The organism is Pseudokordiimonas caeni (genome assembly GCF_026719705.1).
GTDB lineage: Bacteria > Pseudomonadota > Alphaproteobacteria > Sphingomonadales > Kordiimonadaceae > Gimibacter > Gimibacter caeni.
In genome coordinates this window covers 1,149,410-1,162,341 of record NZ_JAPPRR010000001.1, presented here as the reverse complement: position 1 = coordinate 1,162,341, position 12,932 = coordinate 1,149,410, and the positions used below count along the sequence as shown (strand labels likewise).

Genomic DNA, 12,932 nt, shown 5'->3' with positions numbered 1-12,932 from the left:
CGGAGACGCTATGGCGCTCGATATTCTGATCATTGACGACGAAGCCGATATCCGGGAGTTGATCTCGGGCATCCTCGAGGACGAGGGCTATCAGACGCGCACTGCATACGACAGCGAAAGCGCCCTCGACGAGATCGAGAAACGGCTGCCGTCTCTGATGGTCCTCGATATCTGGCTGCAAGGCAGCAAGCTTGACGGGCTTGAGCTGCTGGAGCTTGTGAAGACGCGCCACCGTGACCTGCCGGTCATCATGATCAGCGGCCACGGCAATATCGAAACCGCTGTTGCCGCCATCAAGAAAGGCGCCTACGACTTTATCGAAAAGCCGTTTGAGGCTGACCATCTTCTCCTCACCGTGCGCCGGGCAACCGAAGCCGAGCGCCTGCGGCGGGAGAACGAGGAACTCAAGAAGCGCGCGGCCCTCGTGGTGGAACTGACCGGCAAGTCAGCGCCCCTCAATAACGTGCGTCATGTGATCGAAAAAGTGGCAGGCACCAACAGCCGCGTCCTGATCCACGGCCCCTCGGGCTCAGGCAAGGAAGTGGCGGCGCGGGTGATCCACGCCCGCTCGCAGCGCACCAATGGCCCCTTCATCGTGGTGAGTGCGGCATCGATGGAGCCGCACCGCATGGAGCAGGAACTGTTCGGCGTGGAGCAGAATGGCGGCGTGGTGAAAACCGGCTTCTTCGAGCGCGCCCACGGCGGCACACTTTTCATCGATGAAGTGGCCGACATGCCGCTGCCGACGCAGGCCAAGATCCTGCGCGTGCTGACCGATCAGGCGTTCGAGCGTGTCGGCGGCAACACCGGCGTGCGCGTTGATGTGCGGGTGATTTCGGCGACCTCCAAAACGCTCGTCACCGAGATCGAAAACGGCCGCTTCCGGGAAGACCTGTATCACCGCCTGAATGTGGTGCCGCTGATGATCCCGCCGCTTGCCGAGCGGCGCGAGGATATCCCGCTGCTGGCCCGCTATTTCCTTGAAACGCTTGCTGATGCCACCGGCCGCCCGCGGCGCGCGCTGACGGATGAAGCCATGGCGGCACTCCAGTCCTACAACTGGCCCGGCAATGTGCGACAATTGAAGAATATCATCGAGCGGGTGGTGATCATGGGGCCCGAAGATCCATTGGAAGAAATCGCCATCGACCAGTTGCCTAGCGAGGTACGGTCCGATTCTGCCGACCTGTTCCGCAACAATAACGACGGCGCCATCATGACAAGCCCCCTGAAGGAAGCGCGCGAAGCGTTCGAGCGCGAATATCTGAAGGTGCAGATCAGCCGTTTCAGTGGCAATATCTCGCGCACGGCCGCCTTTATCGGCATGGAGCGTTCGGCGCTTCACAGAAAACTCAAGTCTCTTGGCTTGGCATCCGGCAAGGCCGGCGATATCAACTGATAGAAGTTTCCACAGTCAGGGTCTTCCCATGAAAGTGATTGTTTGCGGCGCCGGCCAGGTCGGCTTCAACATTGCCAAGCATCTGTCTGGTCAATCGAACGATGTGACGGTGATAGACCGCGCGCCCGAGCTTATCCGCAAGATTTCGGACTCGCTCGATGTGCAGGCCATGGTCGGGCACGCGTCCGACCCCAAGATGCTGGAGCGGGCAGGGGCGGCCGATGCCGACCTTCTGGTGGCAGTTACCTGGTCGGACGAAGTGAATATGGTGGCGTGCCAGGTGGCAAGCTCGCTGTTCAGCATCCCGACCAAGGTTGCCCGTATCCGCAACCAGGCTTACCTCAAGCCCGATTATGCAGATCTCTTCTCGCGCGATCATATGCCGATCGATGTCATCATCTCGCCAGAGCGCGAGGTGGCGGAAGCCATCATCCGCCGGCTGGATGTACCCGGTGCCTTCAACATGGTGCCGTTTGCCAAGGGCAAGGTGCGCCTCATCGGCCTCACGCTCGATCATCGCTGCCCGGTGGTGGATACACCGCTCCGCCAGTTGACCGAACTGTTCCCGAACCTGCAGACGACCGTCGCGGCCGTTGTACGTGACGACAAGATGTTCGTGCCGCGCAGTGACGACCAGCTGCAGATCGGCGATTCCGTCTATATCATCGTGGACACAGACAAGACTGCGCGCTCGATGGCGGTCTTCGGTCATGAAGAAAAGCCAGCGCATCGCATCGTGATTGTCGGCGGCGGCAATGTCGGCCTGTTCCTCGCCGAAATGCTGGACAAGCGCCCGAACCCGCCCAACCTCCGGATCATCGAACATAACCCCGAACGCGCAGCCTATATCGCTGAACGCATGGCCAACGCCGTCGTCATCAATGGTGATGCGCTTGCCAAGGAAATCCTGCAGGAAGCAAGAGTGGGGCAGGCCGACACGATCGTGACGGTCGCGGACGATGACGAGGTCAATATCCTCACAGCCCTTCTGGCCAAGCAGCAGGGCTGCCCGCATGCCATCACGCTTCTGAACAACCCGATCTATGGCGGGCTTGTGGGTACGCTCAATATCGATGTGGCACTCGACCCGCGCGAGACGACGGTTTCCTCGATCGTCCGGCACATCCGCCGCGGCCGCATCCGCGACCTTTACAGCGTGCGCGATGGCGAGGCCGAGATCATCGAGGCTGAAATCCTAGAAGGATCGGATATCGTCGGCAAAACAATCGGCGATCTGCGGCTGCACGGCGAGATTAAATTCGGCATGATCGTGCGCGGTGACGATTGCATCGTGCCGCACGCCGATACCATGATCCATGCAGGGGACAGGGCGATTATCCTGGCCCTTTCGGACGCGGTGAAACGAATGGAACAATTGTTCACTGCGCGCGCGGATGTCTTTTGAAACAAAAATATTATTAGCAAATCGCCCCTCACTCTGACATATTATTTGCGAGACGAATGACAGGCGACCCGTTTGCCGGGGGTTGAAACCGGGAAGCGAGACGTTTGAAGTTTGTCTTTGCCTATGCCCAGGCACAACAAGCGCCCGGTTCCCCCGGGCAATAAACAGAACGAAAAAACTGAAGGCTCAGACAGTCCAATGTCCGACAAGAATCAAAACCTCCAGGACGTGTTTTTGAATGCCGTCCGCAAATCCAAAATCCCCGTCACTGTCTTTCTGGTGAATGGCGTCAAACTCCAAGGCGTTATCACCTGGTTTGACAATTTCTGCGTGCTGCTGCGCCGCGACGGGCACTCGCAGCTCGTTTACAAGCATGCCATTTCGACGGTGATGCCGGGCGGCCCTGTGCAGCTCTTCGAGCCCGAGAAAGACGTCGAGGCCTGATTTGTCCGACACTGATGACCGTTCCGGCAGGGACGGCGACCAAAGCGGCGGCGGTTGGTCGGCCGAGGGGCTGGGCTATCTGCAGAAACGCGTCGACAAGCCGCGCGTCTATGTGGTGCATCCTGACATAAGGTCCGATACCGCCGAACTTCTCGAGCGCTCGCCAGAGGCCAAGCTCGAGGAGGCGAAAGGCCTCGCCGAGGCGATCGATATCGAGCTGATGGGTGGCGAGATCATCCCGGTGCGCAAGCGCCGGGCGGCCACGCTCATTGGCGAAGGCAAGATCGAGGACCTGAAGGCCATCTCCGAAAATCAGGAGATCGACGTCTTCGTCTTCGATGCCGAACTCACGCCCGTGCAGCAACGAAACCTTGAGCGTGAACTGAAAGCCAAGGTGATCGACCGCACCGCCCTGATCCTTGAGATTTTCGGCAACCGCGCCTCGACGCGCGAAGGTGAATTGCAGGTGGAACTGGCCCACCTGACCTATCAGAAAAGCCGGCTTGTGCGGTCATGGACCCACCTCGAGCGCCAGCGCGGCGGGGCGGGCTTCATGGGTGGCCCGGGGGAAACCCAGATCGAGGCCGACCGCCGGATCATTTCGGACAAGATCACGCGCCTGAAACGCGCGCTCAAAGACGTTGCCAAGACACGAACGCTGCACCGGGCGCGCCGGCAGAAGGCACCGTATCCGATTGTGGCGCTGGTCGGCTACACCAACGCCGGAAAATCGACGCTCTTCAACCGGCTGACCCGCGCCGAGGTGTTGGCTGAGGACATGCTTTTCGCGACCCTGGACCCCACGATGCGAGCGGTGGAAATGCCGTCAGGCCGCAAAATCATCCTCTCTGACACCGTCGGCTTCATCTCGAACCTGCCGACCATGCTGGTTGCCGCCTTCCGCGCAACCCTTGAAGAAGTGTGCGAAGCTGACCTGATCGTGCATGTGCGGGACGCCAGCCACGAAGACAGCGACATTCAGGCCGCTGACGTGACCGAAGTCCTGAAGGAGCTGGGCATCGACCTTGATGCTTTCGATACCGGCGTGCCGGTGATCGAGGCGCTCAACAAGGGCGATCTCCTGAGCACCGAGGAAATGGAAGCCCGTATCAGGGAAGGGGTCCGCCATCCGGACCGCGTGGCTATCTCGGCCCTCACCGGCGAAGGCACCGACACGCTGATCGCACGCATCGATACGCTTCTGGGAACGGCGGACTACAAGCTCACCAAGCTCATCCCCTATTCAGACGGCAAGGCCCGGGCTTGGCTGAAGGCCAATGCCAAGATCATATCGGAAAATGCCGAGGAAGAAGGCTTCCGGATCGAGTTTCAGGTTGATCCCGTGGCGTGGGACCGCTTCTCGAAAAACCATCCGCTGCCGGATTGATCATTCGGCAGCTTTTTTCAGCGCCTTGTCCTCGGCCTTGGCGCGGTCCCACAGCGCATCCATTTCAGCAAGATCGGATTGGTCCGGCGTGCGGCCGTCTTCGGCGAGCCAGGCTTCGATCTTGTGGAAGCGGCGGGTGAATTTGGCGTTTGCAGCCCGTAGCGCTTCCTCAGCATCAACTTTAAGATGGCGTGACAAGTTTGCGACAACAAACAAATAATCTCCAATTTCTTCCTTGATATGCTCATCGTCGCCGCTTTCCATCGCTGCCACGATTTCGTCCGCCTCTTCCTGCAGCTTGGCAAGCACATCACGGGTTGAAGGCCAGTCGAACCCCACACGCGCCGCGCGGTTCTGCAGCTTGATGGCGCGGACGAGGGCAGGCAGGCCAAGCGCCACACCGTCCAGAACGGAAGGCTTCTCGCCCTTCGCCGCTGCCTTTGCGGCACGTTCCTTGGCCTTCTGCACTTCCCAGGCTACAGTTTGCGCGTCCGCCGTCGCGATATCGGCGTCGCCGAATACATGCGGATGACGTGCCACCATCTTGTCGCCGATTGCCGCTGCCACGTCATCGAAAGTGAAATGTCCGGCTTCCGCCGCCATCTGGCTGTGGAACACCGTCTGCAACAGGAGGTCGCCAAGTTCTTCCTTCAGGGAGGCCATATCGTTTGCCCGGATCGCTTCCTCGACCTCATAGGCCTCCTCGATGGTATAGGGCGCGATGGAGGCAAAATCCTGCTCCAGATCCCACGGGCAGCCGCCGTTCGGATCGCGGAGGCGCGCCATGATATCGAGAAGTCGGGTCATCGGATCGGGATGTGTCATCGTTTCGTCTTTTACCATTGATACGACCGGCCGAACGCGGCCTTATAGGGCACGAGCAGACAATGGAGAATGCGGATGCGGCGTTGGATCGGACTATGGCTGGCCCTCTGGGCAATTGCAAGCCTGCCGGCGGGCGCGGAAGGCCCGCAACCGAAGATCGAGGCGGCAGTCCTTCATGGCACCGAACTGCCCGCTGGCGGCCTGCCGGCCTACCTGCGCTACACGCCGGACCGCAAGCCGCTTGTCAGCGCGCATCGGGGCGGCGATATGCCGGGCTATCCCGAAAATGCCATCGAAACGCTGGCGCATGCGTTGACCTTCGGTCCTTCGCTTCTCGAGGTCGATATCCGCCGGCTGAAGGACGGGACATTGATCCTGATGCATGACGAAACGCTGGAGCGGACGACGACCGGCACGGGCCGCGTGGACGCTGTCACCCATGACTATGTAAAAACACTCCAGTTGCGGGACCCCGAAGGCAGGACCATGCCTTACCGCGTGCCGACGCTCGACCAGGTACTTGCCTTCACGAGGCAAGCGAAAGCGATCCTTTCGCTCGATATCAAGCCGGGTGTCGATATCGTCGACGTTACCCGTCATGTGCGCGCGGCGGGCGTGGCGGGCAGGGTGATCCTCATCACCTACAGCCACGGGCAAGCCATGGCATTTCATGCCGCCGCCCCTGAAATGATGCTGTCGGTATCCATTGACAGTATGGATGATATCGAACGGGTGAAGGCAAGCGGCATCGACCCGAAGCAGGTCGTCGCCTGGACCGGCCTGCAGGTGCGCGACCGCGCCCTTTATGACGCCATACATGCCGAAGGCTGGCTTGCCATGCTCGGCACGCTCGGCAGCCCGTCAAAGTCGCTTGATGCCCGGATCGCGGCATCCGGCGATGACACACGCTATCTCGACTTTCTCGCGGCTGGAGCCGACATCATCGCCACCGACCGGCACGCCGCCGTTCAGGCCGTTTTGCGTCGCTGATCTGCGGGTGGGGGTTCAAAGAGCCAGTCATTTCGACTATATTAGGACCATGGGGGCAATTCAGGTCGCAAGGCCGTGAAAGGAGATGCCCCATGCCGAACCGGCACCCCGTTTATCCCGGCAATATCCGAGGCCGCCTCAGGCCCGATCTCGCGGTTTCCGACGTGCGACTATCGAGCCTCAGCCCAGAAGCACTGGCTGCCGCCCCCGATATCCCGCGCGAGGCCAAGATTTCCATCCTGCGGCAGTGGGAATATGACGCCCGCGACATCGCCGTTGCGGTAGAGGAGGGCATGGGCGCACGGGAAAACCACGACTTACGACGAATACTAGCGGCCCTCCACGCACTTGGCGCTGAACTGGACATGGCCTCGAGCCCGCCGACCAAGCAAGGCGGATGGTAAAAGCAAAACGGCCGCCCGAAGGTCAGGCAGCCGTTCCAGAAACTGATGTTACGTAGCGCACCAATCAGGCGGCGAGGGCGCGCACACCTTTGCGGCGGCGGGCAGCAAGGCCCACAAAGCCGAAGCCGAAAATCATCATCAGCCAGGTGGCTGGCTCGGGCACGCCCGGGATCGTCGGGATGCCCGGCTCATTCGGCACCCAGCTGTCGTCATTGAAGCCAAGCGAATTGTTGACCTGCACGCTACCGCTCCAGCTGCCGCCGATCACCACACCGTTGATCTGGCCATACTGGGTGACGAAATCGGCCGTCGGGGCGAGAATGTTGCCATAAACACCAACACCGCCGATGTTTACCGTTTCGGCTTCATAGAAGTTAAAGAGGATATTCTGCGATGCGGTCTGGAAGAGGCCCATGTTCGACATGTCGATGATGCTGCCCGACACGTTGATGACGATCGAGCTGCCATTCGACGGCGTGAAGGCCAGCGCCAGCGTGTGAGCTTCCTTCAGCTGATCAGCGGTCATGTTGAAAACCTGCGGGCCACCATCTGCCGTGTTGCCGATGGTGTAGGTGCCCCAGGCATTGTCGACAGTGCCAGTCGCGCCCATACCGGCATAATAGGCGGCGGTATCCTTGGCCAACTGCTCAACCGCCGCGAAATCGATCGGCAGTTCGGAGGTCACTTCCTGGCCTTCGTTTTTCAGGCCCCAGTATACCGAGCTATCGAGGTTGGCTTCGCCGCCCACAGCCACGTCACCATAATAGATGCGGCCCGAGCCGGTCGTCAGGTTGCCACCGACAACGAGGGCATAATCGGGGTTTGACAGCTTGTCACCGACCGAAAAATTCGAGAGAGAGGCGTTGCCGCCAACGGCCAGCGCGCCTTCAACATCGGAATTCGGAAGGGTGTAGTCCCCGAAGAAAATTGCATTGTAGCTGCCGAACAGGTCGAAGCTCGTCGACGCGTGGCCCGGCGCGCTCATCAGCGCGGCCGCCATCAGAGGTGCTACAGCAAATTTAGCAACAGACTTGAACATGGGGGTCCTTCCCGAAAATAAGTCATCGTTGTCATTGGCGGTTTCCCTAGCATTCCAGCAGGCAGCCCGCAAGCATGGGGCGGAGCCTAGCGGCACTTTCTTCAAGATCGGTTTAAAAGCGTTTCAAATTTGAACGAAGTTTTACCGGACCCGCATCCGGCAGTGTTAGATTGGCACACAGGGTTGCATTGGTGGCACCGACAGTACCCGAAAGGCACAGTGGGCCAGCCGAATCGACGGTCGACATATTTTTCAGGGAAGGGGGCTTCATGGACAGGCGACATTTCATTCTGGCAAGCGGCGCCTGTCTCATCGCCGGGCCTTTCACTGGCATCGCTAACGCTTTGACAGTAAAAGACGATACGACAGCAAAGGAGAGAAACACCATGTTCGGACTGATCGGCAAATTCACCGCAGCGGAAGGCCAGCGCGACGCGCTTATCGATATCCTGCTCGATGGCCTGCAGGGTATGCCGGGCTGTATCAGCTATGTCGTCGCGCGCGACCCGGCGGACGCCACCGCCATATGGGTGACCGAAGTGTGGGACAATGCCGACAGCCACAAGGCCTCGCTCACACTGCCATCCGTGCAGGCCGCCATCGCCAAAGCCCGCCCCCTGATCGCCGGCATGCAATCGGTCGCCGCGACCGAACCCGTCGGCGGGGTAGGGATCGGCTGAAATGTTTCGTTCGACACTCGGTTTATGCGCAGTCTTTGCACTTGCTGCACCGGCTGCATCCGCCAACGATGCGAATCTGAAAGATATTCTTTCAACACCTCCGGGCGTCGAACGAAAAGCGCCCGTTTCATCGGTACCGATCAAACTTCGTGCCGGTAAACTGTTTATCGATGCATCTGCAAACGGGCAGAAGCGCCAATTCATATTCGATACCGGCTCGCCGAGCATCCTGACACGCCGTTTCGCCGACACGCTCGGGCTGGCCCATGTCGGGCAGAACACAGGCCGGGATGCCCACGGCGCGCCCGTCACAATGGACATAGCTATTCTGGACTCGCTCTCCATCGGCGATGTCGAGTTCCGAAAGGTGCCTGTCCTGATATTTGATGATTCAGAGCTTCCGCTGGGGCCATGCATCTTCGACGGTGGCGTGATCGGTTCGGAAATATTTCCCGGAAATGCATGGCAGATCGATATGGAGGAGGGCCGCCTGAGTATCGCGCAGGATGCAGCCGCCCTGGGTGTGAAACGCCCGTTCCTGCGCACACGATTGTATGATTTCGGATATCCCCATGCACCGATTGTCGATTACAAGGCGGGCACCATCACCGACAAAGCCTTGTTCGACACGGGAAGTTCGGCTGAAATTTCCCTGTTCGCCGGTGTTTATGACAATCCTTCAGTGAGGGCGAACATTCCGCCCCACACCATAAGAACGGGGAGGGGCTCCCAAGGCATCTCCGCCGGCGGTGCTGGCACGGTGACGGACCTTGCTTATTTCGATCTGTCAAAGATCGAACTGGGCGCCAAGGAAATCAATAACTTGCAAGGCCTCAAGCGCGATGTGCCACCAACTCTGCTGGGGGCAGGCCTGCTTGGATCCTATGTCATCAGCATGGACTATACCAAAGGCGAGCTGATACTCGAGAAACGACAGAAGGCGGAGCCAGCGGATACACACCCGGGCTATGCCGTCACGCTGGGCGAGGATCATGCGTCGGTCACACAATTGTTTCACGGATCCGAGGCCGAAGCCGCCGGCCTGCAACTGGGCGATCAGGTTATCGAGCTGCAAGGAAAGTCGCTGCGTGTGACGTCCGATGCCGACAGGTGCGAGAAAGCGAATTGGCTCTTCGACACATTTGACGCAAGAGAGCCGGCGAAGATCGTGGTGCTACGAAACGGTGCAGCACAGACGATAGAGATTCCGGCAACACAATAGACCGGGAGGGGCGCTTCGAGTTTGCCCATGACGCACCGCGTTTGAAACGATCGACTGCGCGCATAATTTATATTATGGGAAATATCTGACCCGTATGACTCGTACAGTTCACAGCCTGTTGCTGCGACATGCTAGCCCCCATTGTAACTAGATATACTTTATGGTGTAAGTCGATCTAATAACGCATTCTAAGGTTTGATGACTATTATCCAAAACCTTCAGAATCCTCAGAAATACATTGTTTTCACTGTATTCTTTTGATCTGGACCGCATAACCATCAAGAAATATTCTCCGCTGACATTTACGATGTTCTTGTAGCCATCAAGTGGATCGACGTAGCCCTCTGAGTCCGGCAGATTGACAGTCAACAACGGTGAATTGCCTTCAGTGTATATCGAGGACTGAGAGGCAAGCTGCCTGAGGTAGCGCATGGAGCTACCCGTACTCCAGGCCTTCTGCGCCAGAGCAGCTGGGACCCTATATAGATTGTGACGATGTATACCTGACGGCCCGACCATTTCGCGGAATACCTTTTCTTCCTCGCCATCTCCATCAAGGTCAGCTGACGTCATCTCGGGCATTCTCAAAACCTGGTCCTTATCCACCACGCTCCATTCGAGAGTGAGCCTCGATGCCATCGCTATGTCAGAATAGACCCACCAACTTGCCGCATCAAAACTTGGTCTACCAAAACGCTTGTAGACCAAGCCCGAATATCCAGCAGCAGAATGTTCCTTGTTCAAGGCTTCCAATATGGCATCACAAACTCTGGCGCTTGTAGGTGAACCCAGTCGTTCCAGCATGTAAAAATTGGCAGGTCGCCCAACCTCCACCCAATGGCGATAGGAAATCACCGGCTTCGTGGCTTTCGATGCCTCGTCTGTGCCAGTGCCATAAGTTTCACTTGCTGCGCTCAAGAATAGCGCCGTTATTGACACTGCGATGTTTCTCATGATGTTGTGCATGTCATACACTCTCAGGTTGAATATATATACTTAAGGATGTATTTTCAAGAGAAACTATAATGAACTTGAACTGGAGTGCTTGCCACCTTGGAGCAACGCGTGTCGCCGTTACAGTACATAGCTGTTTGCAATATCGCGAATCCCAGAAAACTTTTTATTGGCCTTGGCCTCCTCGACTTTGCGTTTAAGGGTATCCGTGGCCGAGCGGCCGACACGGGCGGCAGGCCGGGGGCATGGGAAATAAAACATATATGGATTTTATAGCCACCTGCGGCAAATCCGGCTAAAAACTGCCCGCATGAATGATCTGACAGAAAATCCCGTCCCCAACGTTCCTGACCCCGGCACGATCCATCTGATCGTCGATGCCGATGCTTGCCCGGTGAAATCTGAAATCCTGGTGATTGGCGCACGGCACGCGCTGGCGGTGTTTCTGGTTTCCAATCAATGGCTGCGGCTCGATGTCGGCGCCAATGTCCACAAGATCGTGGTTGGCGACGGCTTTGATGAAGCCGACAACTGGATTGCCGACCGAACGAGCGAGGCGTCCATCGTCGTCACCGCCGATATCCTGCTGGCCGAGCGCGTGCTGAAAGCCGGCGGCGCCGCCATCGGCCCCGATGGCCGGCCCTTCACCGCGCAGAATATCGCCTCCGCCGTCGCGATGCGGGAGCTGAACAGCCAGCTCCGCGCCATGGGCGAAATTTCGGGCATGAACAAGCCGTTCTCGGGTCGGCAACGGTCTGATTTCAAGGTCGGACTTGAAACATTGATCCAGCAGCGAAAACGGATGCTTAGCGCAACTTGGCGCCCGCGTTCCTGATCCGTTCCAGCCACTTTTGGCGGCCCTTGTCGCCGATTGCCTCAACCCCGCCGATATAGGTGTTTTTCACCGGCTTGATGCCGCTGATCCTGAGGAACGCCGTTTCCAGCGCCTTCACACCGTGGGCGCGGAAAAACAGCCGGAAGGCGAAGGCCGGCATGCCCATGGTGACGATCACATGGGCCGACCTGCCCTTCAGATTCTGCGCCGGCCAGCCGCCCTTGTCATTGGCGCCAAGCGCGAATTCCGCGCGGCTCAGTTGCTCCAGAAATGCTTTAAGTATGGCTGGCAACATGCCGAGCCATAAAGGAAATATGATCACTATATGATCGCATTCCATGACCGCCTGTTGAACCGCTGCTATGGGCGCTGGCGCCGGTTTTGCGAAGTCGGCCGGGTCTGTCATGAAGGCCAGCCCTTCAAGGCGCGCGATTTCGACTGTTCGCACCGTGTGGCCCGCCTTTGCCGCGCTTTCGGCGTAGGCGCTGGCTAGCGCATGGCAGAAATGGCCGCCGCGCCCGTCCGGGTGACCTTGCAGGATCAGGATATTGCGGCCCATCGTGCGCCTCCCGGCTTGTGCGTCAGGGTTTCAGGATAAGCGTATCCCCGGCGATTTCGAAGCTGGCAAAACGTCGCAGGCCCGCCATGCCAAAAAGCGAGCCCGGCAGTTCGCCGCCATTCACGGTTACGGTGACATCTTCGAAAACGACATCATCCAGTGCCATCGCGTTGCCGCCCGCGAAGGCGAAGCGCACACGGCCGTTGGCGGTTTCGGCGATGCTGGTAAAATCGAGTGTGTTCACATCGATCCCGGCGCGTTTCGCGTCCTCGCGGCTCAGCACGATGTGAGTGGCACCCGTATCCACCATCATCAGGATCGGTGTACCGTTCAGTTCCGCCCGCAACCAGAAATGACCATCCGCCGCGCGGCGGACCATCAGCCCCTCGGATGTGCTGCGCACGCCGCTCGGATCCAGTTCACTCATGATCCGGTCGGAAACATCATTGCCCATCATATAGAAAGCGCCGATCCCGGCGATAATCATGACCCAGAGGCCAGCTGCGCGCACCAGATCCGATAGCCGCGCCCTGCTCCAGTAAATCGCCGAGCCGCCGACGAATACGACAATCAGAAGCGACCGCCAGATTTCCGGCCGGCCAAGCCCGACGTCGGGCCGAAGCTGGTACAGCACGAACATGAGAAGCGCGAGACCGATGAGGAAGGCAATGAACAGCCAGAGGCGACCACGCGGTTCGCCGGGGCCTTGCCCGCCGCCCTGCCCGTTCTGCCTGCTGCTTTCCGGCACCTGATGCCAGGGATTGTTGCTCATACCCTTCCCTCTCCAGT

14 protein-coding genes are annotated in these 12,932 nt (G+C 58.9%); 9 read left to right on the top strand and 5 right to left on the bottom strand.

Annotated elements, in window-relative coordinates; genetic code table 11:
* Positions 1 to 10: 10 nt before the first annotated feature.
* The 4 genes from ntrX (at position 11) to hflX (ending at position 4,635) form a co-directional block, all read left to right on the top strand.
* Entirely contained in the window at positions 11 to 1,399 is a 1,389-nt protein-coding gene (ntrX, locus tag OU694_RS05295) for a nitrogen assimilation response regulator NtrX (RefSeq protein ID WP_308909938.1), read from the top strand.
* A gap of 28 nt (positions 1,400 to 1,427) precedes the next feature.
* Positions 1,428 to 2,804, top strand: coding sequence for a Trk system potassium transporter TrkA (trkA, locus tag OU694_RS05290; RefSeq protein WP_308909937.1), 1,377 nt, complete (start codon positions 1,428 to 1,430; stop codon positions 2,802 to 2,804).
* Between the two features lie 198 nt (positions 2,805 to 3,002).
* Positions 3,003 to 3,248 (top strand): RNA chaperone Hfq, encoded by a 246-nt coding sequence (hfq, locus tag OU694_RS05285; RefSeq protein ID WP_289502433.1) that lies wholly within the window; start codon positions 3,003 to 3,005, stop codon positions 3,246 to 3,248.
* Position 3,249: 1 nt separating this feature from the next.
* Positions 3,250 to 4,635 (top strand): GTPase HflX, encoded by a 1,386-nt coding sequence (gene hflX / locus OU694_RS05280; protein WP_308909936.1) that lies wholly within the window; start codon positions 3,250 to 3,252, stop codon positions 4,633 to 4,635.
* On the opposite strand, the gene mazG is transcribed toward hflX, so the two are convergent.
* Positions 4,636 to 5,460 (bottom strand): nucleoside triphosphate pyrophosphohydrolase, encoded by an 825-nt coding sequence (gene mazG, locus OU694_RS05275; RefSeq protein WP_308909935.1) that lies wholly within the window; start codon positions 5,458 to 5,460, stop codon positions 4,636 to 4,638. It abuts the gene before it with no gap.
* A 75-nt stretch (positions 5,461 to 5,535) separates the two neighbouring features.
* On the opposite strand from mazG, the gene OU694_RS05270 reads away from it, so the two are divergent.
* The gene (locus OU694_RS05270) at positions 5,536 to 6,450 is read left to right on the top strand and encodes a glycerophosphodiester phosphodiesterase family protein (protein WP_308909934.1); all 915 of its coding nucleotides are present in this window, start codon (positions 5,536 to 5,538) and stop codon (positions 6,448 to 6,450) included.
* Between the two features lie 92 nt (positions 6,451 to 6,542).
* On the top strand, positions 6,543 to 6,854 hold the full coding sequence (locus tag OU694_RS05265; protein WP_308909933.1) for a hypothetical protein: 312 nt from the start codon (positions 6,543 to 6,545) through the stop codon (positions 6,852 to 6,854).
* Positions 6,855 to 6,918: 64 nt separating this feature from the next.
* Here the strand turns inward: OU694_RS05265 and OU694_RS05260 are convergent, their stop codons facing one another.
* On the bottom strand, positions 6,919 to 7,893 hold the full coding sequence (locus OU694_RS05260; protein ID WP_308909932.1) for a choice-of-anchor A family protein: 975 nt from the start codon (positions 7,891 to 7,893) through the stop codon (positions 6,919 to 6,921).
* A 386-nt stretch (positions 7,894 to 8,279) separates the two neighbouring features.
* On the opposite strand from OU694_RS05260, the gene OU694_RS05255 reads away from it, so the two are divergent.
* Positions 8,280 to 8,573 (top strand): putative quinol monooxygenase, encoded by a 294-nt coding sequence (locus tag OU694_RS05255; RefSeq protein WP_308909931.1) that lies wholly within the window; start codon positions 8,280 to 8,282, stop codon positions 8,571 to 8,573.
* 1 nt (position 8,574) lies between these two features.
* Entirely contained in the window at positions 8,575 to 9,795 is a 1,221-nt protein-coding gene (locus OU694_RS05250) for an aspartyl protease family protein (protein ID WP_308909930.1), read from the top strand.
* 147 nt (positions 9,796 to 9,942) lie between these two features.
* On the opposite strand, the gene OU694_RS05245 is transcribed toward OU694_RS05250, so the two are convergent.
* Positions 9,943 to 10,761 carry a hypothetical protein gene (locus OU694_RS05245; RefSeq protein ID WP_308909929.1) on the bottom strand — a complete coding sequence of 273 codons (819 nt, stop codon included), beginning with the start codon at positions 10,759 to 10,761 and terminating at the stop codon, positions 9,943 to 9,945.
* Positions 10,762 to 11,059: 298 nt separating this feature from the next.
* Between OU694_RS05245 and OU694_RS05240 the strand changes: the two genes are divergently transcribed.
* Positions 11,060 to 11,584: a YaiI/YqxD family protein gene (locus tag OU694_RS05240; RefSeq protein WP_308909928.1), complete on the top strand. Its 525-nt coding sequence runs from the start codon at positions 11,060 to 11,062 to the stop codon at positions 11,582 to 11,584.
* Here OU694_RS05240 and OU694_RS05235 read toward each other — a convergent pair.
* Entirely contained in the window at positions 11,556 to 12,143 is a 588-nt protein-coding gene (locus OU694_RS05235; protein ID WP_308909927.1) for an NAD(P)H-dependent oxidoreductase, read from the bottom strand. The genes OU694_RS05240 and OU694_RS05235 overlap by 29 nt on opposite strands.
* A 22-nt stretch (positions 12,144 to 12,165) precedes the next feature.
* Complete coding sequence (locus OU694_RS05230) at positions 12,166 to 12,915, bottom strand: retropepsin-like aspartic protease family protein (RefSeq protein WP_308909926.1); 750 nt, start codon at positions 12,913 to 12,915, stop codon at positions 12,166 to 12,168.
* Between the last annotated feature and the right edge of the window lie 17 nt (positions 12,916 to 12,932).